The organism is Chitinophaga niabensis (assembly GCF_900129465.1).
In the GTDB taxonomy this organism is placed as follows: Bacteria; Bacteroidota; Bacteroidia; order Chitinophagales; family Chitinophagaceae; genus Chitinophaga; species Chitinophaga niabensis.
This window is the reverse complement of the sequence record NZ_FSRA01000001.1, coordinates 3,813,917-3,840,327: the sequence shown is the minus strand read 5'-3', so window position 1 is coordinate 3,840,327 and position 26,411 is coordinate 3,813,917. Positions and strand designations below refer to the sequence as shown.

The window sequence follows — 26,411 nt, the reverse complement described above, 5'->3', positions numbered from 1 at the left end:
TTATTCCCAACATTTTTGCATAGTAAAAAACGGGTTTTCCCTAATTATTATGCTCAGAAAAATAATCGACAGGCCCGTTTTGGCCTCTGTAGTATCCGTCATTTTGCTCATCCTGGGATTGCTGGCTTTGAAGAGCCTGCCCATGGAGATCTTCCCTGATATTGCGCCTCCTTCTGTGGCTGTTTCTGCCAGGTACCCCGGCGCCAATGCAGAAACCGTGGCCCGCGCAGTAGCTACTCCCCTGGAGCAGGTGATCAATGGGGTGGATAATATGACGTATATGTCTTCTTCCTCCTCTAACGACGGCACTTTGGTGCTCTCCGTTTTTTTTAAACCGGGTACCGATCCGGACCAGGCAGCCGTTAACGTTCAGAACCGTATTGCACAGGCCACCAACCAGTTACCGAAAGAAGTGGTGCAGGCAGGTGTGATCACATCCAAACAACAGAACAGCATGATCATGTTCATCGATCTGCTGGCAACGGACGGCCGTTATGATGGAGAGTTCGTCAATAACTATATGCTCATAAACCTTATTCCTCAAATTCAAAGGGTGCAGGGGGTGGGCAAGGTAGCAATGTACGGGAGTAAGGATTACGCCATGCGCATCTGGCTGAATCCTGCACAGCTGGCAGCTTACAACATGAGCCCGCAGGAAGTGATAGATGCGATCAACAACCAGAACCTGGAAGCGGCGCCGGGCCGTTTGGGAGAAGGAAGTGCAGTAGCGTATGAATATGCGATCCGTTATAAAGGAAAAATGAATAAGGAACCGGATTATGAAAACATTGTGATCCGTGCAGAGCCGGGAGGGAAAGTGATGCGCCTGAAAGATGTAGCCCGTGTGGAATTAGGATCGCTGGACCATGCATATGCTTCCGCCGTAACCTCCAAAGGCCGGCCGGATGCAGGTATGTTCATTTACCAGACGCCGGGTTCCAATGCAAATGATATTCAAACGGAGATATTGAAAGTGATGGAGAATGCAAAGAAATCTTTCCCATCAGGATTGGAATACCTCGTAAGCTTCAGCACCAAAGGTTTCCTGGACGAAGCTGTTGCACAAGTGAAAGGCACGCTGATAGAAGCTTTCATTCTTGTATTCATTGTAGTGTTCATCTTCTTACAGGATTTTCGTTCTACCCTGATCCCGGCAATTGCAGTACCGGTTTCTATCATCGGTACCTTTTTCTTCATGCAGTTGTTTGGCCTCACCATCAACTTCCTGACCTTGTTTGCGCTGGTGCTGGCCATTGGGATTGTGGTAGATGATGCTGTAGTGGTAGTGGAAGCAGTACATAGCAAAATGGGCCATGGCACTGATGCTAAAACAGCTACAGTTACTGCCATGAGCGAGATCACCGGGGCCATCTTTTCCATCACACTGGTAATGGCTGCGGTGTTCCTGCCCATTGGTCTTACGGAAGGCCCCGTAGGCGTTTTCTACCGGCAGTTTGCCTTTACGCTGGCCATTGCCATTATACTTTCAGCCGTGAATGCTTTAACCCTCAGCCCTGCATTATGTGCGTTGTTATTAAAAACGGGGCATGTTGATAATAAGAAAGGATGGCGCCGTTTCTTTCATTATTTCAATGCAGGATTTGAAGCAATGTCTGCAAGATACATCAGGGCAGCCCATTTCCTGATCGGCAGAAAGTGGCTGGCAATGGGTGCTTTACTACTGACAGGGGTTGCCACTTTTGCACTGGCACGTACCACACCCAAAGCCTTTATTCCAACAGAAGATCAGAACATTGTTATTTCCACTTTGAATATGCAACCCGGTGCGGGATATGCCCGCACGAAAAGAGTGCTGGACAGCGTACACAAAAAGATCAACCAGATGGAAGCGGTGGAATTCAGTTCCATGGTGGTAGGAGAGAACCTCATGGCAGCCAGCGTTTCACCCTCCTATGGTTCTATATATGCCACTTTACGGCCTAAAAAAGAAAGAGGGGAATTTTCAGAAATTAACAGCATTGTTGATTCTATAAATACCCTCTTTTATAGTTATCCCGAAGGTAATTCCTTCACCTTTATTATGCCTACTGTACAGGGTTTTGGAGCAGTAGACGGATTGGATGTTGTACTGAAGGATAATACCGGCGGCCCCATCAGTAAACTGGCAGGAGAGGCGGACCGTTTCATTGCCACCTTGCAGGAACGCCCTGAAATTGGTACTGCCTATACTTCCTTCAATGCCAGCTTCCCGCAATTTCAACTGGAAGTGGATGAAGTAAAGGCCAAACAACTGGGGGTAGAAGTAAGTGATGTACTCAATACCATGCAGGCATATTACGGCAGTGTATATGCTTCCGATTTTAACCGCTTCGGAAAATACTACCGCGTAGTGGTACAGGCAGATATTCCCTACCGTGTGGATGAAAACAGCCTGGAACATATCCATGTGAAAAATGCATTTGGAGAAATGGTGCCGGTAAGATCTATTGCTCACCTGGAGCGTGTATATGGCCCTGAGGTGATCAATCACCTGAACCAGGCAAATGCCATCACGGTAAGTGTGCAGGCCAAAAAAGGCTTCTCCTCCGGCGATGCCATGAAAGCGGTGAATGAAGTAGCTGCTGCATTACCGATGGGATTCTCTCATGAATACATCGGCATGGCAAGGGAAGAACAATCCTCTGGTTCAGAGACCCTCTTCATCTTTGGATTGTGCGTAGTGTTCGTGTATTTCCTGCTGGCTGCGCAGTATGAGAGTTATATTCTTCCAATGGCGGTCATGTTATCATTGCCTACAGGGATCCTCGGCGTATTTGCTTTTATCCGCATGATGGATGTAACCAATAATATTTATGTACAGATCAGCCTGATCATGTTGATAGGTCTCTTAGCAAAGAACGCTATCCTCATCGTGGAGTTTGCCATACAGAGAAGAAGGGCAGGGAAAGCATTACTGGAAGCAGCATTGGAAGCAGCCACACTCAGGTTGCGGCCGATCCTCATGACTTCTTTTGCATTCATCGTTGGTTTGTTGCCATTACTGTTTGCGAAAGGAGCTACAGAACAGGGGAATCGTTCCATTGCATCGAGTGCTATCGGGGGAATGTTGTTTGGTGTGGTGCTGGGGTTATTTATTATCCCGGTATTGTTTGTGATCTTCCAGGCTTTGCAGGAGAGGTTCTTTGGAATAAAGAGAAGTTAAAATAATCTCCGCTCCAAATGGGAGTGGAGATTATCTATGATTACATATCCACTCCGTAATTCTTGCCCAATACCTTTCGTCCGTGAGGGTATGAATTCATATTCTATTTCTCCAGGAAGCCCTGGTTCATAATGTAGTAATGCATTGTTGATAACAGTTGTGAAATACTCCACTTCTGTTTTTGCATTTAGATTATCTACCGTAAGCCGCCACTGAGAGATTCCAATTATTATATGCATAACGTCTGGACAGTCTTCCGGAAGATAACGTCTGGACAGTCTTCCGGAAGATAACGTCTGGAAATACTTGGGAAAATCGCTTGAGATAGGATTATCAGCCCCACAACGGTTTGCTGGGAAGCTTATGCCTATTTACTCTGTTTTATAATTCGGTTGAAAACATACGTAGCCAACAATTATTAAAACAGAAAGAGGCTGTTCTTTTTTAAAAACCTCTTTCTATTAGGACATAGATCCCTCAATCCCCGCTACCCGCAGCTTTATTATCTATATCATAAGGAGGTTTATTCCTGTTGATAAGTTTATCCACTCCTTTGTCTCTTGTGTGGCTATTGGTTTGCAGGATAATATAGATCACCAGCAGTGCTATTAATCCTACAAATACCCAGAATCCTATACTCATAACAATGTTTTTAATTAAGAAAAGGCTTGTCGGGCCTGCTTCTGAAGGAGGCCTGACAAGCCGTTACTCTTTAAGGCCTGTTTGCAGCAGGAAAAGTATCCCTGCGCGGCTTGTTGAGTGTGTCTTTTGGCCAGTCCCTGTCCTTGTTTTTCTTCTTCTTCATGGAAGAATCCTTTTTGTGTTTTGGAATGGTATCCTGTTGTTCCTGCTGAACGGCTATAACCGGCTGCGAGGAGTAACTGATACTTGCCTGCGCCAGCATCATCACAACAAAAATGCTGATAATGCCAATGGGTGTGATTCGATTTTTCATGGTTATCGTTTTTTAGGGAGAAAAGGACAAAATCCAGTCCATCACTAACAGCAGGAAAACAGCAGGAAATAAGGGTTGAAAAATAGGGACAGATTGGGGAGGGAGGTACTCAGTTCCGGTAATAAAAAAAGCCGTATCAATTTGATACGGCTATAATATAATCAGCTTTAATTTCTAGTTAGACGCATTGATCATCTCCTGTATCCTTGCCTGCCCCGTAACCACATCTGCCTTCAGGTCGCTCAGCATGGAATACAATCCGAAATAAGTTCTGTTAATATAAAGAGAATGCCTGCTTCCCCTCGCTACTTTGGATTCCCGCACCTCCTTGAGATTATACAGGTGATCCATATAGGCATAGATCTCATTGAAATAATCTTCATTCCCAAAGTCGAAACGTTCTACCGTAAAAGGGTGGGTGAGTAAGCGGATCATTTCCTGGAAAAGCCCCGAGAAGAAAGTGATCTCTTTTTCCGTATCCGAAGGATGGATCATTTCAAGATTGGTGTAGATCTCTCTGCGCCGTTTTTCATCTTTCAACACCTCTTTATCTGTGAGCAGGAAATAGTTCACATAAAAATCTTCCGGTATCTCTTTCACACAACCGAAATCAAATATCCCTACGGTACCATCCGGCCGCAGCAGGAAATTACCGGGGTGCGGATCTGCGTGTACCTTTTTCAGTTTATGTACCTGGAATTGGTAAAAGTCCCACATCGCCTGCCCGATCTTATTACGCACTTCCTGGGAAGGGTTGGTTAGCAGGAATTCTTTCAGATGCTGGCCGTTCAGCCAGTCCATTGTAATGATCCGGTCTGAGGAAAGCTCCGGGTAATACACCGGGAAAACAAGATTAGGAATATGTGCGCATTGCGCAGAGAGTTCCTGCGAACGGTGCAGTTCCAGGTTGTAATCTGTTTCTTCCAGTAACTTTGATTCAATTTCATCAAAGTACTTGTCCATATCCACTTCATTCATCCCCACGATCCTGATGGCAAAGGGTTTCACAAGGCGCAGGTCAGATTTAACGCTGTTGGCCACGCCGGGATACTGGATCTTTACTGCCAGTGGTTTGCCGTCTTTCGATGCTCTGTGCACCTGCCCGATAGATGCAGCATTGGATGCCTTCATATCAAACTGGTCATATAATTGCGCCGGCGTTTTGCCCAGCGTTTTCGTGAAAGTGTTCACCACTAAAGGACCGGATAAAGGAGGTGCGCTGTATTGGCTCATCGCAAAACGTTCTGTATAAGCCTTTGGCAGCATGCCTTTATCCATGCTTAACATCTGTGCAACTTTGAGGGCGCTGCCTTTGAGGTTGCTCAATGTTTCGTAAATATCTTCCGCATTTTCCTGGTGGAGGGCATCCTTCGTAGTGGAAGGGTCCATCAGTTTACGGGTGTAATGTTTGATATAGTTCGTTCCTACTTTTAATCCGGTTGTCATAAAACGTCCCGCCCTTTCAACTTTGCCTGTAGGAATATTCGTTTGTTCCTTCATATCTGCTATTTCCTGGTGAAGATGAATTTTCCGAAATCAAGCAGGCTGTCCAAAGTGTTGGAATGGATCAGCTGGAAACTCAGGTTCACGGCTTTTTCAATAGCAGCATCCGTCATTTCAAAATTGACGCTCCTGTCATCTATCCAATACTTTAAAACAAATAATGCCTGCATCCAGAACCCATGTACATATTTATCAGAAATGAATTTCCTTTCCTTGATCTCCGTACTGAGGTATCCTTCTTTAATTAAGCTGGTGGCGTATTCAAAGAAGGCCTGCTTGAAAGTAGAGAGTTGTGAAAACTGCGCGGGGGAAGGGAACTGGTAGCGCTCTTTTTGCAGGAGGATGTAACTACGGTCTTCCTTCAGTTTTTGTACCCACAAAAAGTAAAAGGCCAGTAATTTTTCCTGCGCGGAATATTGCTGATAGGTTTCATCCGTCTGCAGCTGTTCAAGCGTACGTTCAAAGAAGCTCAGCCAGATGTCTGACTCAACGCCGTCCAATGAGCTATAACTTTCATAAAATGCAGATTCGGGGATGTCTATGATCTTGCAGAGGGCAAAAACAGATACGGGTCTTTTACCGTTTTCGAGCCAGTAGCGTTTGTACGCTTCGCGAATGGTATGCTTTTCCATATTAAGAACTGTTTTAGATGAATCCCAGGAGATGGGTCAGGAGCCTGGTATTACAAATTTACGATGCGGTGAATTACCACGAACGAAATAAAAATAAATATTTAGGAGGATAGGGGTTATATTAGCGGAGAGCCTTACTGGGCAAACGTTAACCAGTTTTGTTAAATATTCGCCAAATGCCATTTTATGACAAATATCAGTAAACATTTTTTAGGTCTGCGCACCACCATTTACAGGGTAAATGATCTGCCAAAAGCAACGGCGTGGTATACCAAAGCATTCGGTGTAATTCCTTATTACAACGAGCCTTATTATGTAGGATTTGAAATAGGAGGATATGAGCTGGGGCTGCAGCCAATACCGAAGGGAGAAGAACATCCCGGCGCCGGAGGAGTGGAAACTTATTGGGGTGTGGAGGATATCCAGGCTGCCTATGAACACCTGTTATCACTGGGGGCTACTGCTCACAGCGAACCGCGTACGGTGGGAGAACCTATCCAGGTGGCGATGGTGAAAGATCCCTGGGGGAATATCCTGGGGCTGATCTACAATCCCTTATTTAAATAAAGAAAGGCGCCGGTAACTCCGGCGCCTTTCTTTATGCAATTTATGCAGGAACAACGTCTTCCTTCTTCTTCTCAACAGCCGCATTCGCAGCATTATTCGTGATCTGCTTGTTTAACCGGTTCATCATTACCAGTGTAATAATGAAAGCTCCAACGATCACAATCCCCAGTATATCATAGTTCAGCAAAAATCCGCTGCTGGTCTTGTAAACGATCAGCCCTGCAATTACGGAAGCAAAACCGCCGGAGATCTGCTGAATGGAAGCATTGATACTCATAAAAGCTCCCCTGTCCTGCAGGGAAGGGATAGAGGCCAGCGATGCCTGAACAGGAATGATCCTGCCCAGTACACCCGCAAACATCAATCCGTTAATGATAATGGCAAGATATAACGGCGTAATGTGCAGCCTTGTGAAGATCAGGACCATTATACAGGTCAATAAGGTGGCAGCATAAAATACATTGATCCTGCCCACCTTATCGCTCAGCTTACCGATAATGGGGCTGACTACCAGTGAAACGGCTCCCGTAGCTACATACAGCCAGGTAATATCCTGTGGTGACAGTCCCATGTTATGCCGGGAAAAAGTACTGCCGAAAGGCATCAGCATGTAACCGCCTGTTGCCAGCAGGATGGTTGTGCAAAAAGCAAGTGTGTACTTTCTGTTACTCACCGTATGCACCAGGTGCTCCACGGGGTTCCTTTCTGTTCTGGCACTCAGGTGTTCAGTGATCGGTTTCATGTAAAGAAGGATAGCGCCTCCCAGGATTGCTGCCATTACACCGATCACCCAGAAAGGGGCGTGCCAGCTGAACCTGTTGGCCAGTTCCCAGCCTACCGGCATTCCCAGGATCTGGCTGAGTGCAAATGCCATCTGCATAAATCCCATTACACGGCCTCTTACCTGCGGCAGGAAAAGGTCCACCACGATAGCCATGCCAATGGCACTGATCACACCGCCAAACAAACCCGTGAAGATGCGGGCTGCCAGCAGGAAATGATAATTAGGTGCCAGTGCGCAAAGGAAAGTGCCGATCGTGAAACCGGAATAAAATACCATCAGCATTTTCTTCCGGTCAAACTTATCCGCAAAACCCGCTGCCAGGATACCGGATATCCCGGCACTAAAAGCATAAGCAGATACAACGAGGCCAAACTGTTGTGTGGTGATGTTCATTTTGGTGATCAGTATTTCACCGAGGGGGTTAAGTACCATGAAGTCGAGGATCACGGTAAACTGAAGTAAAGAAAGTACGGCAATGACGAAAACCTGGTACCGGGAGAATACCCTTTCTTTAGGTGCTTGCATTGTTTCCATTGTGTGTGTTAGAATTGTTAGGTTATTCGGGCAGTTCTTCGCAGAAGAAACCTGCCCGGGTAATAAGGTGGATAATATCTTGTGGCAGTAGGTGCCGGGCTTCTATGCGAAGCACTTTATCTGAATCCTCCCTGTCTACATTCCATCGCTGAATGCCAGGTTCTTTATCTAAAAAAGGGCCTACCTGCCTGAGATCTTTTTTGAACCTGATATTGGTGCGAAAAACCAGTACCTCCGGAATGGATGCTGTGATATAACCATTGTTCATAAAGTTGCTCATTTAAGGGTGAATGAATGATCTGACGGATCAGGGTTTTAAGGCTTTCAATACTAACTGTAAGGCTTCTTCCATGGCTTCCTCCGTGAATACAAATTTCTTGTCACCAAAAGTTTTATCCTGGGAGTGGAACTTGATCAGCTGATATAAAGGTGCATAGGCTAATGACCAGTATACTTCTGTAGAAAGCGGGATCAGTTCGCCTCTTTTTATTGCATTGCGGCAGAAACGGCCCATCATTTCTTTGAAGGTATTATACACGTCTTTGGATACTTTATCGTACAAATGCGAATACCGCATTTTTTCCATGAACTGCGTATCCAGCGGATTATTAAAAAAGTGCCTGGCGCGGTTCTGCCATTGGTTCCGTAAACCTTCTTCCAGAGACATGTTATCCGGATCAAATCCCTCAAGGCTTTCCTTCAGCATACGTTCGGTAACGCGGATGGCCGTTTGAACGATCAGGTCCTCCCGGTCCTTGTAATAGATGTAAATGGTGGCAGGAGAAACACCGGCAGCTTTGGCCAGCTTGTTCACGCCAAAGCCGTCCAGCCCATCCTTTACGATCATTTCTACCGTTCGGCGATGGAGTTCGCAGATCTTATTTTCATCCCTTGTCCTCATCAGGATACAAAGATAAGTGAGCGATCGCTTATTTACGAAATATATTTTTCCACTGGATAAAAAAGGCGCCCTTTGAAGAGCGCCTTTCCAGGAGTTTGTACGACCCATCCTCCCCTTAACTATTTGATTATCTGTCCATGGCGGGAGGAGAAGGTAAAGATGATCGCTGCACGATAGCAGGCGGGCCACTCCGGATAAGTACCATGAGCCCGGCTATGCAGCAGATGTATAGCCATATTGTTTTCATAAAAAATGCTTAAAGGGTGATGGCATACGCACAACGCAAGGCGCGCCGCGCATAGCCGGAATAGTACACGACGATATACGTTGCCTTTGTAGGTTTGGAAACTGGCAGGCTACACGTAAACCAATCGCGTGTGAGAAAATAAAAAATAAGCATTACACACGGGGATATGTACGCCTGTTAGGTTTGGAAACTGGCAGGGTACACGAAAACCAATCGCGTGTGAGATAATAGATATCAGATCAGAGAGGAAATAGTGCAGGGAGGATGGAAGATGTTTTTCAACCCCTTGTACCGGTATTGTGATGAAACAACACCATACACAACAGGGGATTGTAGCAGCGGTGTTCCAGGCACAGGGCTGTTCAGGGATGGAACATAATCCTGCATTTTAAGCGTGGAAGTTAACTGCTGCAATTGAGCATCTGGGTCCTTACCGTCAAATGCCTGTGTGAGGAAGTGAACGCAACCGCAATCTGCCGGAACGTTTTTATCATGCATGTATACTTTCACAATACATTGCAGGTATCCCGTTACCCGGAAGGTAAGCTGCAGGCTGATCACTGCAAAAAGGCATATGGCGAGGAAAGGTCGCACGTATGTAAATATAAGGAATTAATTGCAGGTATGATGCAGCATTTTCCTGATTACGCAATTGTTTTTCCCGATCCGTCTTGCTCCCGGGAAATTACCGGCGCATATTTGCACCGGATATTCAATATTAGCCTGACAGGTAAGATGAAAAAAATAGTAGGGAAAATACATCTCTGGCTCGGATTTACATCCGGGCTGGTTGTATTTATTATAAGTATTACCGGTTGTATACTCGCATTTGAGTGGGAACTGCGCGGCCTGGTAAATGGCTCCTGGTACTATACGGAGCCAAAGGCAAACGTACAGCCTTTGCCACCCTCCGTGCTCCGCCCGATAGCTGAGAAACAATTCCCGGGCAAAATAGCTAACGGCATCAGCTACCAGGGAGGTAAATACAGCACTGTTGTACAATTCTACGGCGGTGATCCCGAATATTATTACCAGGTGTTCATGGACCCCTACACCGGGAAAGTACTAAAGGTATGGAACGCGGAAAACGATTTCTTCCGTTTTATCCTCGATGGACATTTTTATCTCTGGCTGCCCACACATATTGGCCAGCCCATTGTTGCTTATGCCACACTGATCTTCTTTGTGATGCTGGTAACCGGTTTAATCCTCTGGTGGCCAAGGAACAAAGCAGCCCGCAGGCAGCGGTTCAGCATCAAATGGGACGCAAAATGGCGCAGGAAGAATTACGACCTGCACAACGTACTGGGCTTTTACGCCATGTTCATTGCCCTGGTGCTTGTGATCACAGGGCTGGTATGGGGTTTCCAATGGTGGAGCAATTCACTGTATTATGCCACCTCCGGCGGAAAGTCCCTCGATAATGCTATCTACGCCACTTCCGATACCTCTGCTTACACAAAAGAATATTCTGCTGAAAAAGCAACGGACCTTGCCTGGAACAAGGTACGCCAGCACATGCCGGAAGGAGCAGGGATCAGCGTATATTTTGCTTCCTCTAAAAATTCACCACTGAGTGTGACCATCAATCACCGCCCCGGTACTTACTATAAAACAGACAATTACCAGTTTGATCAGTACACCCTGAAGCCATTAAAACAAGACGGCCCCTATGCCGGATTCTACAAGGACGCGGGTTTTGGCGATAAATTGCGCCGGATGAATTATGATATCCATACGGGAGCCGTGCTGGCATTACCGGGTAAGATCCTGATGTTCTGCGCCAGCCTTATCTGTGCCAGCTTACCAATTACCGGTATTTATATTTGGTGGGGAAGGCGGAAAAAGAGCAAACCATCCCTGAAAAAAAGAATATACCCGCAGGCAGCGCTCTAATTTGGAAAAAAACGCTGTAAGTTTAAGTCATGAAAACTACGGCAGCCTACTGGCGCGAAACGCTTCAATTAACGCAACATGTAGAAGGAGGCTCTTTCAGGGAAACCTATAGAGCGCCATTGGTATTACAGCAACCAGCCGGACCAAGGGCTGCTTCAACAGGCATTTATTTCTTACTGGAAGATGGAGAGTTCTCAGCCTTTCACAGGATCGCATCTGATGAAATGTGGCATTTCTACGATGGTGTTACCCTGCATATCTACGAGATCAAACCAAACGGCACTTTGCATGTACACCGTTTAGGCAGGGACGTGGCACAGGGTGAACAACTGCAGCTGGTGATCCCCGCCGGCAGCTGGTTCGCATCCTCCGTAGAAGAAACCGGCGGCTTTGCACTCGTGGGTTGCACCGTTGCGCCCGGATTTGATTTTGCTGATTTTGAACTGGCAGAAAAAGCGGTACTCTCACAGTTGTTTCCACAACATGCAGGGTTGATAGGGCTGCTAACCAGGTGAGATTATTTATAATGTACTACATTTATACAAAAATTAACCTACCCGTATGGCTAAAATTGATCTGATCAAAGATCTTGTCCCCATTGCTCAGAACACGATGGCAGATATTGTCGAGAAAGAGCTGCGAGATTATTTAAAAAAGAAATCCTTTAAACCCGGGGATGCACTTCCTTCAGAACTGGAACTGGCAGAAGCATTAGGCGTGAGCCGCAACGTAGTGAGAGAAGCATTAAGCCGCCTCCGTATGTTAGGTATGGTGGAAACGAAGAAAAGAAGAGGCATGATACTTTCACGCCCTGATATACTTGGTTCTTTCGAAAGAGTATTGGACCCTTTGATCATAGACGACAGTACCCTGCAGGATATCTTTGAACTAAGGCTTACCCTGGAAATGGGACTGGCAGACATTCTCTATCTCCGCAAAACCAAAAAGGACCTGAAGGAACTGGAAGCCATCGCCAAAAGCCAGGAACCCAAAGGGAAAGGACAGGCCTTCCGCATCAGCAATGAAGTAGCTTTCCACGGAAAGATCTACCAGATGACGGGCAACGATACGCTCACCCGTTTCCAGAATATGCTCCTCCCTATTTTCGGTTATGTGATCAGCCTGGAAAAAGTACCCAAGATCGGTACCGTATCCCACATAGACCTGGTGAACATCCTGAAAGACGGGACCAAGGAAGAATTCCGGGCCGGTATGCTGGAACACCTCAAACCACACTTCGACCGCCTGAAATAAAGCAAGCAACATCTTGAAAGGGAACTGCCGCAAAGCAGTTCCCTTTTTTTATTCCTGGCAGGGACGAAATTTTTCCTGCCTGGTAAATTCTCTCGCCAAAAATTAATTTGGTTGATTGTGTCTTTTTATTTTACATTTGATATGTAGTACATATCTACATAGCTTGATGTCAAATTCCATCTCTGTCTAAACAGTGATCCGTTATGAAATTATCTCTCTTTATCTCCGGGCGGAGAATTCTATTCTTTGTATCTATGTTACTGTTGCCGGCTTTCGCTGCACTGGCGCAGTCTGTAGTTAGTGGTAAGGTCACTGACTCTACCGGTGTGCCCATTGAAAGGGCCAGCGTACAGCTGAAAGGCAGTACACGCGGAACTTTCACAGGTGCGGATGGTAGTTATTCCATCAATGTTCCGGCAGATGGGATCCTGATCTTCTCTTACCTCGGTTACCACAACAAGGAACTGAGCGTAGGCGGGCGTACCAGCCTGAATGTTTCCCTCAGCTCAGCGAACACAACACTGGAAGATGTGGTGATCGTAGGGTATATGCAGCAATCCCGTACCAAAGCTACTGCAGCTATTTCCAAACTGGATGTGGAAGAGCTCAAACATTCCCCCAATCCCAATCCCATACAGGCTATGCAGGGAAAGATCGCCGGTATGTCCATTCCTATTTCTTCCGGCCAGCCTGGCGAAGGTGCGAATAATATCATCATTCGTGGTAGTACCAAGCTGAACGTGTATGGAACAGGTATCGGTACCAGCGGCGGAAATGTGGTGAATACTGATGGCGGAAGCCCGCTTGTGGTGATCGATGGTGTGTTCCGTTCCATGAGTGACGTGAACCCTGATAACATTGAATCCATACAGGTGATGAAGGATGCGGCCTCTACCGCTATCTACGGCGCACGCGGCGCTAACGGCGTTATCGTGATCAAAACAAAAGGCGGAAAGAACAACAGTAAAATGAACCTGGCCGTTAATCACCGCACTACCTGGGAAACCCAGCCACGTGATTATAAATACCTCAGTGCAACAGACTATCTGAAACTGGCCCGTACCACCGTTCGGAATACGGCGGACCTGATCGATAAGAACAACCTGCTGAACAATGGTGGCTTCTCCGCAGGTACACGTGTGTATACCGCTAAAGGCCAGTATGGAAAGAATGTAAACCTTACGGCACTGTATGATAATATTGTGGCCATAGAAGGCCAGGCCTATGTAGATAATCTGCTGGCGCATGGTTATATGACCATGGACGACCCTATCAATCCCGGTACCAAATTGTTATATGCAGATAACAACTACGAAAACCTTATCTGGAAAACCGGCCTGTCCAGCAATACAAACGTATCTGTAGACGGTGGTTCCGAGAAGGCAAATTATAACATTTCACTGGGCTATACAGATCAGCAGGGAACCTTTATTGGTACTAACTACAAACGTTACGATGCCCTCGGTAACTTCAGCTTCCAGGCCAGCAACAATTTCAAAGTGGATGCGATGCTGAACTATCAGAATGTTTTACCCAACTACGTGGATAACTTCACGAACGATCTCACCAGGGGCACGCGCATCACGCCGTTGATCCGCATTTATAAGGATGATGGTAATCCTGCACTGGGTGAATTATGGTCCGCCCGTAACAGGTTGCATACTGTGAAATACGACGATACCAGGACTTCTACAGAACGTGTGGTAACAAGGCTGGCAGGAGACTGGACCATCCTGCCCGGACTGCACTTCAGGCCTTCTGTCTCTTACTTCATTTCAGATTATCGCTATATGTTCATGCGGAAGGCCACGCCTGCTGATGAAATTCAGCCTACTTACCAAAGGCAAAAGAACGAAGCGACCAATAACAGCCGCCAGTTAATGGTAGACCAGGTGTTACAGTATGACTTCGATCTGAACAAGAAACACAACTTTACGGTACTGGGCGGGTTTAACTATACCAGGAATACCAACAGCAATATCAACATCAGCTCGCAAAGAGCTACCAACGACTATATCTATACGATCAATGAACCCCCTACCTCCGTGATTGGTGGTGTTCCTACGTCAAACATAATACCTGACTACTTTGGCACTTCGCTGGGAGAATCCAAATCGGCCAGTTTGTTCGGGCAGTTGAACTATGATTACGAAGCAAAGTACCTCTTCAGCGCTTCCCTGCGTTACGACGGGTTCTCCAATTTTGCTCCGGAAAATAAATACGCTTATTTCCCTTCTTTCTCTGCCGGATGGAATATCCATAAAGAACGTTTCTGGCATGTAAAACCCATCAGCAACCTCAAGCTCAGGGGCAGCTATGGATGGGTAGGCGCCAGCGACCTGCGGGTAGTAGATACTTACGGCGGGTACAACGCTTACTCTTATGGCCAGGGTTCCGGTATATTGAGGGCTAACCTCAGCAACCCCAACCTGAAATGGGAAGGCACAGAGGCTATGGACGTAGCGATTGAAGCGGGTTTCCTCAATAACCGCATCAACCTTACGGTGGATTGGTATAACAAACTTACAAAGGACAGGCTGGCGGCAAAACCATTGCCTTCTGAAGCACCATTTGCTTCTATCTATTACAATAACGGAACCTTACAGAATACCGGTATAGAGATTGAGCTTGGCGGTACAGTATTACAGGTGAAGGATTTCATCTGGAACACCAACTTCTCATTTGCCTACAATAAACAAATGATCAAAGCACTGCCTGCCAATGGAAGACCTAAGAACCGCCAGGGCGGGGATGTGGTATGGAACCCTGCTACTAAATCCCTCGTGGAAGCAGGTGGCCTTGCTGAAGGTGAAAGACCTTTTTCCCTGTATGCTTACCAGGTGTTAGGTGTGTTCTCCACAGATGCTGAAGCAGCTGCATGGAATGCCACGAAGAAAGATAACCTGGCTTCCGCATCCGGTATCGCCGTTGGAAAACGCGCAGGTGATTTCATTTTTAATGATGTGAACAACGATGGTGTGATCGATACCAAAGACCAGGTGTTTATGGGATACCGTACACCTGATAAAATAGGTGGATGGCAGAATACATTTTCCTATAAAGGCATTACGTTAAGAGTAGCGATGGACTATGCTATGGGCCATATGATCACCAATGGTGCATTGGCCCGCTCCTTAGGCCAGGGTAGAGCCTTTAACGAAGGTGCTCCCGAACAGGCGCTGGGGCCGGACATCTGGCAAAAATCAGGGGACGTGGGTAAGAAATACGCACGGTTCTCTTTTGCAGATTTCGATTTCGGTCAACGGAACTATCTGCGTGGCGCCACACTGGGTGTGAATAACAGTTATTCCTCTGATGTATCTGTGATGTATGAGAAAGGAGATTTCCTGGCCTTCCGTGAGATCACCCTCTCTTATGATATACCGCGTAACATCATGAAAAAGATCCGCTCCACCGGCATGAACGTTTTTGCCAGTGTGTACAACCTGGGATACCTCACCAAATATGAAGGTATCAATCCTGAATCCTATACAGGTTTTGATGCGATAGGATATCCCCGCCCAAGACAATTCTCATTGGGTGCAACGGTTAAGTTTTAAGTACTAAAAAATTCAGTCATGAAAAAGATATTCCTGTTTAGTTTGATAGTTGTAGTGGGATTGACCGGATGTAAGAAACTCCTGGAAATAACGCCGCAATCCAGCATTACGGAGGAAACCTATTTCCAGAACGAAAGTGATTTTGATCCTTATGTAACCGGCATATATGGTTTTATGCGGTTCTTCGCCAATAACATAACCTATGGCACTGAGCGCGGAGATGAACTGATCTCCGCCTTAAACTCCCGCTTTGGTGTAGCATGGACGCAGATCATCACCCCTACTAACGGCGCTATTAATTATAACGATTGGTACAAAGCCATCGGTCATTGCAACCTGTTGTTAGAAAAGATCAAACCTTTTGAATTTTCTTCCAATCCTGATACCCGCAAAAGGATCATTGCAGAAACCTATTGCCTGCGTGCATATTTCTATTTCCATCTCACCCGCGTTATAGGAGACGCTCCTTTGATGCTGACCGCTGTAGTGGATGAAAATGTGCCTCTGCTGGCGCGTTCACCGGCAACGGATGTGATGAAGCAGATCAATGCAGACCTGGACACGGCTATTACCATTTACAAGTCTATAAGCAATTTTGCAGCTACATCCTTCCCTTCAAAATACCGTTTTGCCTATGGTTCTGCACAGGCCATGAAAGCAGATGTGAAATTATGGAGCGCTAAAGTGCTGGGTGGTGGCGCAGCTGACCTGAATGCTGCGATCGCCGCAATTGATGAAGTGGAAAAAACAGGGGCTAGTTTAAACCTCGATTTCAAAAATGTAGTGGGCTTACGTGCCGCTACCAATCCGGAAGTTTTACTGGCAGCCTATTACCAGCGGGACGAGCCGGTTACCGGCAGCAGTGTGGTACCCAATGCAGGCCATTATGTAATAAATGCATTACCTTACCTTACAGGTGTGCAGGGAGCGCTCAACCTGGATAGCCTCCCTTATTGCAACACCACCGCCAACGGGTTGGGTGCCTACCAGATCAGCCTTCAGTCGAGAGCCCTGTTCAACCAGTATCCGGCAGACAAGCGGAAACCTTATACCTGGGTAACGGAACGGCAGGCGAGTGGCCCTAAGATATCCTGGATCACCAAATTCCCCGGTACGAAATATACAGACGACCGTGTAGCAGATAACGATGTGATCATGTACCGCCTGGCAGACATCTTCCTGCTGAAAGCAGAAGCCTATGCAGCGTTGGATCAGACAGGGCTGGCCATCGGATACATTAATAAAGTGCGGGTGCGTACAGGCAACGGAGATTATACAGGTGCAACAGATAAAGCTACCGTAGAGAAAGAGATATTGAACGAAAGAGGTCGTGAGCTTTTCTTTGAACAAAAACGTTGGTACGACCTGGTGAGGTTCCATAAAGGTGGCACCATCAATGTCTATACAGTTGTACCCAACCTGGTTGGTAAAACAACGCCATTGTTCTGGCCATTGAACACAACCGTAATGGCTAACAACAACCTGATCAAACAAACAGAAGGTTATCAATAAACTGTAACATGGAAAAGGTAAAAGGATTAATTGCTGCGGCATTTACACCCATGCATGAAAACGGATCTGTAAACCATGCCCTCATCCAGCCCCTTGTGGATAAACTGGTAGCAGATGGTTTAACAGGAGTATTTGTATGCGGCAGTAATGGCGAAGGCCCCAATATGACCACCACAGAACGGATGGCCGTAGCGGAATCATTTGTAAAAGCGGCACAGAAGAGATTGCTGATCTTCGTTCACGTAGGGCATAGTAGTATTGCAGAAGCAAGGGCATTGGCGGCACATGCACAGGAGATAGGAGCAGATGCTATTTCAGCGGTAGCAGCGTTTTATTTCAAGCCTGTTAATGTTCAAAACCTGTCAGATAGTATGGCAGAGATTGCATCCGCAGCGCCGCAATTACCTTTCTACTATTATCACATCCCGCATCTTACCGGTGTGGGCATGGATATGATCGAATTCCTGAAAATAGCAGGGCCTGTCATTCCTAACCTGGCAGGCATCAAATACACCGCCACTACCTTACATGAATACCAGGCCTGCCTGAACTTTGAGAACGGGAAGTTTGATATCCTGTACGGGCTGGATGAAATGTTATTGCCTGCATTGGCAATTGGTGCGCAGGGAGCTATCGGCAGCACATATACTTTTGCCGCACCACTTTACCTGCAAACAATAGCAGCATTCCGCAATGGAGATATTGCCAAAGCGCAGGTTTCGCATGCTTATATGGTAGAAGTGATCCGCATACTGGTGAAATATCCGCCCATACCCGGGCAAAAGGCGATCATGCATATGTTAGGCTGGAACCTTGGCCCATGCCGGCTTCCATTGACAACATTAGATGCGGCGGCGTATGATAAGTTCCATGAACAACTGTCTGCATTGTCTTTCTTTGAAAAGGCGCCCGCAAAGAAACTTAAAGAACTTAAATGAGAGGACTACTGGCATTTATAATATGCCTGCTAACCATACAAACCAAAGCACAGTTTAACTGGAAAGAGGCTACGCAGCTGCCGGTGGCAGATGGTTTGGCAGGAGCTTATGCCGGTGTAAGCAACGGCGCCCTGATCATAGCAGGAGGCACCAATTTCCCCGGCAATAAAAGACCCTGGGATGGCGGTGTTAAAACCTGGTATGATACTATCTGGGTATTGGAAAAAGAAAACGGGAAATGGAAACAGGCAGGCAGATTACCACGTCCATTAGGATATGGTGTTGCGCTCAGCAGTAAGAAAGGATTAGTATGCCTGGGTGGGGGAGATGCCAAAATGAATTATGCGGATGCCTTCATTATCAGTTATAAAAAGGGGAAAGTAACTATCACTGCTTTACCTCCTATGCCTGGCCCGGTGATCAATGCATGCGGTGTACTGATCAACGAAACCATTTACATCGCCGGAGGGATTGCATCGCCCACCGGCAGGGCAACACAGCAATGCTGGAGCCTGGACCTCAATGCGCCTGCCCAACAATGGAAAGTACTGGAACCCTTACCGGGCCTGCCACGCATGCTGGCTATAGCAGGTACGGAGAAAGGTAAGTTCTATGTTTTCGGCGGCGTATATCTTGATAGCGCTTTACAACGGAAATATTTAAAGGATAGCTGGGTATATCAACCCGGTACAGGATGGAAGCAGATCGCAGACCTCCCTGCTGTACTGGCCGCCGCACCTACACCTGCCTACAATGATGGGCAGGCGGATCTCTTGCTGTTTGGCGGAGATGATGGTGCAAATGCTGCACGCGTTACGGAACTCAAAGATGCACATCCCGGCTTTAACAGGGAAGTACTTCGTTATAACACCGTTAAAGACACATGGTCTGTAGCAGGTGATGTTAAAGCAGAGAATGTATATGCACCTGTTACTACCCCTTTGGTGATATGGAATAATAAAGTGGTGCTACCGGTTGGCGAAGCCAGGCCTGCTGTACGCAGCAGAAAGGTCCTGATCGGCGTACAAAAAAAATAACGGTGGTACCATAGAAAAATAGTTGAACAAATTGTTCAAGTTCACTGTAATGACGGCCGGTCTATTTCCATAGACCGGTTTTTTTTTGCTCGTTAGCAATATTTTAGCAGCCTCCATTGGCAAAGAAGTTCCTATTTTTCAGGATCAAACATAAAATATGAGCAGAAGAAAGTTCCTACGTCAATCCGCGTTATTATCATCCGCCGTTATTTTACGCCCTGCACTTTCCTGGGCCGGCCAGAAAGAATTCCCCGTTGTACGCATCCCCGCAGCACAGCGTAAGTTCCGCAGTGAAGCTGTGGAGAAGGCGATAGCTGCTGTAAAAAGCAAAAGTACCAACGCTGAACTATCCTGGCTTTTTGAGAATTGCTTCCCTAATACGCTGGACACTACAGTAGAATATAAAATGAAAGATGGCCGCCCGGACACTTACGTGATCACCGGGGATATTGATGCCATGTGGCTGAGGGACAGTACCGCACAGGTATCTCCCTATCTTCCCCTGGTAAAAGAAGATGAGCAGCTGCGCCACCTTATTGCCGGGGTGATCAACCACCAGGTGAAATGTGTGCTGAAAGACCCTTACGCCAATGCGTTCTATGGAGATGAAACAAAACAGGGGGAATGGAAGAGTGACCTCACAGATATGAAGCCTGGTATCCATGAGCGTAAATGGGAAATAGATTCCTTGTGTTATCCTATCCGCCTGGCTTACCAGTATTGGAAAATAACAGGAGATGCTTCTCCCTTTGATGCCACCTGGAAGCAATCCATAGAGCTGACGCTGAAAACATTTAAGGAGCAGCAACGCAAGGATGGTCCCGGTCCTTATCATTTCCAGCGGACCACTTCCTGGGCAACAGATGGTGTACCCTTAGGTGGTTACGGTTATCCCGTTAAACCCGTAGGGCTGATCTGTTCTGTTTTCCGCCCTAGTGACGACGCTACTATCTGGCCCTTCCTTGTTCCTTCCAACTTCTTTGCTGTGGTGAGTTTAAGACAGGCAGCAGAAATGGTGCTGGCTTTCCATAAAGATGCCAACCTGGCCAATGCCTGCCGTACGCTGGCTACAGAAGTGGAAAATGCGCTGCAGAAATATGCCATCGTTACACATCCGCAGTTCGGCAAAGTATATGCTTTTGAAGTGAACGGTTTCGGCAGCTTCAACCTCATGGACGATGCGAATGTGCCCAGCCTCCTTGCACTGCCTTACCTGGGTGCAATAAAACCGAATGATCCGGTTTATATCAATACACGGAAAATGATCCTCTCTTCAGAAAACCCCTTCTTTTTCTCAGGAAAAGCCGGGAAGGGAATTGGTAGTCCGCATACGGGCCTGAATAAGATCTGGCCGATCAGTTTAGTGATCCAGGGCCTGACCAGTAACAACGAAGCTGAGATCAAACAATGCCTGCAGACATTACAGCAATGCCACGCAGGCAAAGGCTTTATGCATGAATCATTCGACAAGGATGATCCGGCTAAGTTCAGCCGCTCCTGGTTTGCATGGGCCAACACCATCTTCGGGGAATTCATCTGGAAGGTGTATAAGGAAAGACCTCATTTGTTGAAATAGCTGAAGGGCTGGCCTTACGGTCAGCCTTTTTTTGATTACTTTTAGCAGTCTAACGTACTAATTCCCTTATGGAGAGTAAGCAAAATGCCTATTTCATCACCCGGTGGCAATCCCAGATAAAAAAAGGACTGTTTGAATACATCATTATGCTCCTGCTGCAAAAGAAGGAGCGTTACGGGTATGAATTGATCAGCGAGATCAAAAAGCTGGCTGATATGGATATTGCTGAAGGTACTATCTATCCGTTGCTAAGCAGGTTGAAGAAAGAGAAACTCGTGGAATCACGCTGGGTGGAAATGGATGAAGGTGTTCCCCGTAAATATTACCAGCTCACCGATCTGGGGAATGAATACCTGGAAGCGATGTATCTGTACCTTGGTGAACTCATGCAGGCTATTGGAGACCTGAAAAAGCTATAAACGATATGAACGGTCAAAAGAAATATATCCTCTCCCTTGATCTGGGCTCGAGCGCTGCCGGGGCTGTGCTGTTTTCCCGGGAAGGAAAGGTGATCAGGCAGGTGCAGAAGGAATACGAAAAGTATTATCCCCAGCCCGGCTGGATAGAGGTAGACCCAAACGAGATCTGGTTTACCATGTTGTCCGCCATTGAAGAACTTATTGCCAGTGCCGGCATATCAGCTGAAGAAATTGCCGGTATAGGCATTGCCAGCCAGCGGGAAACAACCGTACTCTGGGACCGTATCTCCGGGGAGCCGGTGTATAATGCCATTGCCTGGCAGGACAGGCGCACTTCCAAACTCTGCGACGAATTCCGCTACCAGGGCTTCTCCGGCCTCATCCGCCAGAAAACCGGGCTGATCCTCGATGCTTATTTCTCCGCCAGTAAGATCACCTGGATCCTGGACCATATCAAGGATGCCCGCATCCGGGCAGAGCAGGGCCAGCTGGCTTTTGGAACGATAGATGCCTGGCTGGTATGGAAACTTACCGCCGGCAAAAAGCATGTAACCGATGTTACCAATGCTTCCCGTACCATGCTTTTCAATATTCATACCCTGCAATGGGATGAAGAATTACTCCGCCTCTTTAATATTCCACATAAACTTTTACCAGATACCTGTTCCAACAGCGAGGTGATCGCTTATACAGAAAGCTCTATCCTGAACGCTGCCATTCCCATCGCGGCTATGGCAGGAGACCAGCAGGCCGCATTGTTCGGGCAGATGTGCCTGGAACCGGGTATGGTTAAAAATACCTACGGCAGCGGATGTTTTGCACTGATGAACATCGGTTCCCATCCCATTATTTCCGACAATCACCTGCTCACCACCATTGCCTGGCGGATCGGCGGGGAAGTTACCTATGCGCTGGAAGGCAGCGTATTTGGCGGCAGTTCTGTATTCCGCTGGATCAGGGATGGTCTTGGCCTCATTGAATCCACCGCAGAGATAGAAGCGCTGGCGCAGACCGAACCGGATAATGGCGGGGTACTTTTTGTTCCGGCCCTTTCCGGGCTGGGCACACCATACTGGGACCCTTACGCCCGTGGCATGATCATCGGTATCACCCGGGGTACTTCCTCCGGCCACATTGCCCGTGCCGCGCTCGAAGGAGTAGCCCTTGGCATTGCCGATGCGCTGGAGGCCATGGAAAAAGACAGCGGCCGCGCCATTACCGAATTACGGGTAGACGGTACCTCCGCTACTTACGATTTCTTTATGCAGATGCAAACCGATATCCTGCAATACCCGGTCATGCGGCCGCAGGTAATGCCCTCCGGAGCTACCGGTGTTGCTTACCTGGCAGGCCTCGCTACCAATTTCTGGACCCTGCAGCAGATCCGGGAACAGTATACCGTAGCCAGGACCTTTTCGCCCAATCCACCTGTGGAAGGGCAATCAGTACTGCGGGAGAAATGGCAGAAGGCTATCGCAAGGGTGAAGAACTGGGACTTTTAGCATAGATACGCAAGCAGATTTCATAATACCCTAAAATTCAACAGTATGGATCGTCTCTTTAAAAAGGACAAAAAACCCTGTGGAAATGAATTAAATTTGCACGTATCGGATTACGATGTATATTGTATAAAAATGCTTGAATAAAAGAGAAAATGAATCGTATAGAACAACTGAAAGCGATGGAGACCGCGCAGGAGTGGGACGTGATCATTATCGGGGGTGGAGCTACCGGCCTTGGGGCCGCGGTGGAGTCTACAACAAGAGGATACAAAACACTGCTGTTAGAACAGTCGGATTTCGCTAAATCCACGTCCAGCAAAGCCACAAAATTACTTCATGGAGGTGTAAGATACCTCGCCCAGGGGGATGTAGCCCTGGTACGCGAAGCCAGCGTAGAGAGGGGCCTGTTATTGAAAAACGCCAAACACCTGGCCAAGAACCTCTCCTTTATCATTCCCGCCTATAGCTGGTGGGAAGGCATTTTTTACACGATCGGTCTGAAAATGTACGACTGGATGGCAGGGCGCCTCAGCCTGGGCCGTTCTATTCACATCTCCCGGAAAAAGACCCTGGAGAAACTCCCCGGTTTAAGAGATAACAACCTTTCTGCCGGTATCCTTTATCATGATGGTCAGTTTGATGATGCCCGCCTGGCGGTGAACCTGATGCAGACCATTTATGAACAAGGCGGTATTGCCCTGAACTATATGCGGGTGAAAGGATTGGGCAAGAACGGGAACGGCCAGCTTTCCCTGGTAACTATAGAAGATGCGGAAACCGGTCGTGAGTATAAAGTAAAAACAAAAGGTATCATTAACGCCACCGGCGTTTTTGTAGACGATATCCTTGAAATGGATGATCCTGCCGTAAAACGTAAGATCGTAGCCAGCCAGGGTGTTCACCTGGTGCTGGACCGTTCTTTCCTGCCCGGCGAGAATGCGCTCATGATCCCTAAGACCAGCGATGGACGTGTACTTTTTGCCGTACCCTGGCATAATAAGATAGTGGTGGGTACTACGGATAACCCGGTGAACGAAATCAGCCTGGACCCTGTGGCCATGGAAAAAGAGATCAGTTTCATCCTCTCCACTGCCGGCCAATACCTGCAGCGTGCCCCAACAAGGGCTGATGTGAAAAGTGTATGGGCTGGATTGAGGCCATTGGCTAAACCGGAGAAGAGTGAAAAAACAAAGGAGATCTCCCGCAACCACAAGATCATGGTTTCCGCTTCAGGGCTTGTTACCATCCTGGGTGGTAAATGGACCACCTACCGGCGTATGGGGGAAGATGTAATAGACAAACTGGAGAAGGTGAAACAATGGCCGGAGACCACTTCCGTGACCCGGAACTTACCCATTCACGGTTCTGCGGTAAAAATAGACGAAAAAGACCCGCTATATTATTATGGCGCTGATGCAGTTGCCATCAGGAACTTATCAAACGGAAACGAAGAAACCCTGAGCGAATCGCTGAGCATTATTAAAGCGCAGGTATTGTGGGCAGTGCGCACAGAAATGGCGCATACGGTAGAAGATGTACTGGCCCGCCGTACCCGCGCACTCTTCCTGGATGCGGAAGAAGCAGTACGTGTAGCACCTAAGGTAGCCGCTATTATGGCCACTGAAATGGGGAAAGACAAGGAATGGGAGGAACAGCAGGTACGTTCTTTCCGGGACCTGGCTAAAACGTACCAGCTGCAGTAATTTCTGCGGATACATGGGTATCCGGTTACAGTAGCTTCCTGCAGGTGGTTGCTAAAACGTACCAGTTGCAGGAATTTCTGCGGAAGGGCTACGAGCCTGCTTTTACACTGGCCCGTACCAGCCTGAACATCCTACATCCACTTCACTTTTTCTTCCAGGGGCTTCACGCGCCGCCCGGTGCGTGGAGCCTCCTCGGAATACCCGAGGTAAAGGAATCCCAGTACTTTATCATCATCTCCCAAACCCAGGTAATCCTGCATGGCAGGGTGATAGGTCATACCACCTGAACCCCAGTAAGCAGCTATCTGCTGTGCAGTAGCACCGAGCCAGATATTTTCCACCGCACAGGATACCGCCGCTATCTCTTCTATTTCAGGGATCTTTGGATTGTTGCCCCGCTTCATACAAATGGCAACCACATGCGAAGCCAGGTCTGCCTGTGTTTTCAGCTTCTCATAATTCCCCTGGATATACTGGGCAGCAGGCGTGAATGATTTATACATCTCTGCATGGTCTGCCGCAAAGGCCTGCGCCTTTTCACCGGCATATACCATAAAATACCAGGGTTCTGTATGGCCGTGCGTTGGCGCCCAGTCTGCCAGTTGCAGTAATTCCTGCACAATGGCATCGTCTATCTTTTTCCCGTTCATATTGGCCGGCTTCACTGTCCGGCGATGTGTGATCACATGCTCAATGTCCTTATATGCCATGCTGTTAAATTAATTGTTGTTTTAAAGCGTCAGGTACCCTGCTCACTTTATGGTTATCGTAATCGTAACAGATCATGGCGGTTTTGGCTTCCGCCACCAATACTGTTTTGCCTTCTTTTTCCATGCTGATCCGGTAGAACAGATCAAAGCCCACGCTGCTGATCTCATCCGCTGCTACCGCAACAGTCAGCTGATCACCGTAAAAGGATTCTCCTTTATATACCACGGCCAGGTCTGCCATGATCAGCCCGGTGCCGTATGCTTTCAATTCCGTGCAGCCAATAGCCTGGAGGTATTGCATCCGGGACTCATGGAGGATGGACACGATAGCATCGTTACCCACATGCCCGCCATAATTGACATCGCCAATGCGTACCGGGATCCGGGTAGAAAACCGGTAAGATGCCGGCATATCTATCTTAACTCTTGCCATGCTATTGTGTTTGGAGGAATGCGATCAGCTTCTTAAAAGCTTTTGCGCGGTGGCTGTATTCGTTCTTTTCTGTAAGTTCCATTTCAGCGAAGGCCCTATCGCTGCCTGTGGGCTGAAAGATAGGATCATACCCAAAACCCTTGCTGCCCCTTGCGGCCGGGAGGATGTTCCCTTCAGCGATACCTTCGAACTGGTGTTCTGTTCCATCTATGATCAGGGAAATAACTGTTCTGAAGCGGGCTTTCCTGTTGGTCTGACCCTCCAGCAGATGCAGTACTTTGGCCACATTGTCTGCAGCGTTCTTTTGTTCTCCGGCATAACGGGCAGAGAGTACTCCCGGTTCCCCGTTAAGGGCATCCACTTCCATGCCCGTGTCTTCAGAGAAAGAATTTTTGCCCGTCAGCTTATAGATGGTTTCCGATTTTTCCCGGGCATTCGCTTCCAGCGTATCATGGGGTTCCGGGATATCTATATCTATACCTGCTTCCTGCAGGGTGATGATCGCAAAAGCGTCTCCCAGCATGGAACGGATCTCTTTTACTTTGTTCTCGTTATTGGTAGCAAATACTAAGGTCATAGCCGGTC

General features: G+C 47.4%; 24 protein-coding genes. 13 read left to right on the top strand and 11 right to left on the bottom strand.

Annotated elements, in window-relative coordinates:
* Positions 1 to 49: 49 nt before the first annotated feature.
* On the top strand, positions 50 to 3,163 hold the full coding sequence (locus BUR42_RS15345) for an efflux RND transporter permease subunit (protein ID WP_074240063.1): 3,114 nt from the start codon (positions 50 to 52) through the stop codon (positions 3,161 to 3,163).
* 477 nt (positions 3,164 to 3,640) lie between these two features.
* On the opposite strand, the gene BUR42_RS29775 is transcribed toward BUR42_RS15345, so the two are convergent.
* The 4 genes from BUR42_RS29775 to BUR42_RS15325 all read right to left on the bottom strand — a co-directional run bounded on the left by BUR42_RS29775 (position 3,641) and on the right by BUR42_RS15325 (position 6,253).
* Positions 3,641 to 3,805 (bottom strand): hypothetical protein, encoded by a 165-nt coding sequence (locus BUR42_RS29775; RefSeq protein WP_159442278.1) that lies wholly within the window; start codon positions 3,803 to 3,805, stop codon positions 3,641 to 3,643.
* A 70-nt stretch (positions 3,806 to 3,875) separates the two neighbouring features.
* Positions 3,876 to 4,118 carry a hypothetical protein gene (locus BUR42_RS15335; RefSeq protein WP_074240061.1) on the bottom strand — a complete coding sequence of 81 codons (243 nt, stop codon included), beginning with the start codon at positions 4,116 to 4,118 and terminating at the stop codon, positions 3,876 to 3,878.
* 174 nt (positions 4,119 to 4,292) lie between these two features.
* Complete coding sequence (locus tag BUR42_RS15330) at positions 4,293 to 5,618, bottom strand: ABC1 kinase family protein (RefSeq protein ID WP_074240060.1); 1,326 nt, start codon at positions 5,616 to 5,618, stop codon at positions 4,293 to 4,295.
* Between the two features lie 5 nt (positions 5,619 to 5,623).
* Entirely contained in the window at positions 5,624 to 6,253 is a 630-nt protein-coding gene (locus BUR42_RS15325; RefSeq protein ID WP_074240059.1) for a TetR family transcriptional regulator C-terminal domain-containing protein, read from the bottom strand.
* A 186-nt stretch (positions 6,254 to 6,439) separates the two neighbouring features.
* On the opposite strand from BUR42_RS15325, the gene BUR42_RS15320 reads away from it, so the two are divergent.
* Positions 6,440 to 6,820 carry a VOC family protein gene (locus tag BUR42_RS15320; protein WP_074240058.1) on the top strand — a complete coding sequence of 127 codons (381 nt, stop codon included), beginning with the start codon at positions 6,440 to 6,442 and terminating at the stop codon, positions 6,818 to 6,820.
* Positions 6,821 to 6,860: 40 nt separating this feature from the next.
* On the opposite strand, the gene BUR42_RS15315 is transcribed toward BUR42_RS15320, so the two are convergent.
* From BUR42_RS15315 to BUR42_RS15300, 4 genes are all read right to left on the bottom strand, one after another.
* Positions 6,861 to 8,138: an MFS transporter gene (locus tag BUR42_RS15315; RefSeq protein ID WP_084185580.1), complete on the bottom strand. Its 1,278-nt coding sequence runs from the start codon at positions 8,136 to 8,138 to the stop codon at positions 6,861 to 6,863.
* Positions 8,139 to 8,160: 22 nt separating this feature from the next.
* Positions 8,161 to 8,406 carry a hypothetical protein gene (locus BUR42_RS15310; RefSeq protein WP_074240617.1) on the bottom strand — a complete coding sequence of 82 codons (246 nt, stop codon included), beginning with the start codon at positions 8,404 to 8,406 and terminating at the stop codon, positions 8,161 to 8,163.
* 39 nt (positions 8,407 to 8,445) lie between these two features.
* Entirely contained in the window at positions 8,446 to 9,039 is a 594-nt protein-coding gene (locus BUR42_RS15305) for a TetR/AcrR family transcriptional regulator (RefSeq protein ID WP_074240057.1), read from the bottom strand.
* Positions 9,040 to 9,520: 481 nt separating this feature from the next.
* Positions 9,521 to 9,880: a hypothetical protein gene (locus BUR42_RS15300; RefSeq protein WP_143197459.1), complete on the bottom strand. Its 360-nt coding sequence runs from the start codon at positions 9,878 to 9,880 to the stop codon at positions 9,521 to 9,523.
* Positions 9,881 to 10,021: 141 nt separating this feature from the next.
* Between BUR42_RS15300 and BUR42_RS15295 the strand changes: the two genes are divergently transcribed.
* The 11 genes from BUR42_RS15295 to BUR42_RS15245 all read left to right on the top strand — a co-directional run bounded on the left by BUR42_RS15295 (position 10,022) and on the right by BUR42_RS15245 (position 24,683).
* Positions 10,022 to 11,182 (top strand): PepSY-associated TM helix domain-containing protein, encoded by a 1,161-nt coding sequence (locus tag BUR42_RS15295; RefSeq protein ID WP_074240616.1) that lies wholly within the window; start codon positions 10,022 to 10,024, stop codon positions 11,180 to 11,182.
* 29 nt (positions 11,183 to 11,211) lie between these two features.
* Positions 11,212 to 11,697: a cupin domain-containing protein gene (locus tag BUR42_RS15290; protein WP_074240055.1), complete on the top strand. Its 486-nt coding sequence runs from the start codon at positions 11,212 to 11,214 to the stop codon at positions 11,695 to 11,697.
* Between the two features lie 46 nt (positions 11,698 to 11,743).
* Positions 11,744 to 12,436, top strand: a complete 693-nt coding sequence (locus BUR42_RS30085) for a FadR/GntR family transcriptional regulator (RefSeq protein ID WP_074240054.1) — start codon at positions 11,744 to 11,746, stop codon at positions 12,434 to 12,436.
* 203 nt (positions 12,437 to 12,639) lie between these two features.
* The gene (locus tag BUR42_RS15280) at positions 12,640 to 15,996 is read left to right on the top strand and encodes a SusC/RagA family TonB-linked outer membrane protein (protein ID WP_074240053.1); all 3,357 of its coding nucleotides are present in this window, start codon (positions 12,640 to 12,642) and stop codon (positions 15,994 to 15,996) included.
* Between the two features lie 18 nt (positions 15,997 to 16,014).
* Complete coding sequence (locus BUR42_RS15275; protein ID WP_074240052.1) at positions 16,015 to 17,508, top strand: RagB/SusD family nutrient uptake outer membrane protein; 1,494 nt, start codon at positions 16,015 to 16,017, stop codon at positions 17,506 to 17,508.
* An 8-nt stretch (positions 17,509 to 17,516) separates the two neighbouring features.
* Positions 17,517 to 18,446, top strand: a complete 930-nt coding sequence (locus BUR42_RS15270) for a dihydrodipicolinate synthase family protein (RefSeq protein ID WP_074240051.1) — start codon at positions 17,517 to 17,519, stop codon at positions 18,444 to 18,446.
* Complete coding sequence (locus BUR42_RS15265) at positions 18,443 to 19,483, top strand: hypothetical protein (protein WP_074240050.1); 1,041 nt, start codon at positions 18,443 to 18,445, stop codon at positions 19,481 to 19,483. Before BUR42_RS15270 ends, BUR42_RS15265 begins: the two co-directional genes overlap by 4 nt.
* Before the next feature lie 157 nt (positions 19,484 to 19,640).
* The gene (locus tag BUR42_RS15260; RefSeq protein ID WP_074240049.1) at positions 19,641 to 21,059 is read left to right on the top strand and encodes a glycoside hydrolase family 125 protein; all 1,419 of its coding nucleotides are present in this window, start codon (positions 19,641 to 19,643) and stop codon (positions 21,057 to 21,059) included.
* Positions 21,060 to 21,127: 68 nt separating this feature from the next.
* Positions 21,128 to 21,478: a PadR family transcriptional regulator gene (locus tag BUR42_RS15255; RefSeq protein ID WP_074240048.1), complete on the top strand. Its 351-nt coding sequence runs from the start codon at positions 21,128 to 21,130 to the stop codon at positions 21,476 to 21,478.
* A 5-nt stretch (positions 21,479 to 21,483) separates the two neighbouring features.
* Entirely contained in the window at positions 21,484 to 22,980 is a 1,497-nt protein-coding gene (gene glpK / locus BUR42_RS15250; RefSeq protein ID WP_074240047.1) for a glycerol kinase GlpK, read from the top strand.
* A gap of 152 nt (positions 22,981 to 23,132) precedes the next feature.
* Complete coding sequence (locus tag BUR42_RS15245; RefSeq protein WP_074240046.1) at positions 23,133 to 24,683, top strand: glycerol-3-phosphate dehydrogenase/oxidase; 1,551 nt, start codon at positions 23,133 to 23,135, stop codon at positions 24,681 to 24,683.
* A 131-nt stretch (positions 24,684 to 24,814) separates the two neighbouring features.
* On the opposite strand, the gene BUR42_RS15240 is transcribed toward BUR42_RS15245, so the two are convergent.
* From BUR42_RS15240 to rdgB, 3 genes are read right to left on the bottom strand one after another with little or no spacing between them, the layout of a single operon-like run.
* A complete protein-coding gene (locus tag BUR42_RS15240) occupies positions 24,815 to 25,393 on the bottom strand; it encodes a nitroreductase family protein (protein WP_074240045.1) in 579 nt (192 codons plus the stop codon).
* A 4-nt stretch (positions 25,394 to 25,397) separates the two neighbouring features.
* Positions 25,398 to 25,826, bottom strand: a complete 429-nt coding sequence (locus BUR42_RS15235; protein ID WP_074240044.1) for an acyl-CoA thioesterase — start codon at positions 25,824 to 25,826, stop codon at positions 25,398 to 25,400.
* A 1-nt stretch (position 25,827) separates the two neighbouring features.
* Complete coding sequence (gene rdgB, locus BUR42_RS15230; protein WP_074240043.1) at positions 25,828 to 26,403, bottom strand: RdgB/HAM1 family non-canonical purine NTP pyrophosphatase; 576 nt, start codon at positions 26,401 to 26,403, stop codon at positions 25,828 to 25,830.
* Positions 26,404 to 26,411 lie beyond the last annotated feature (8 nt).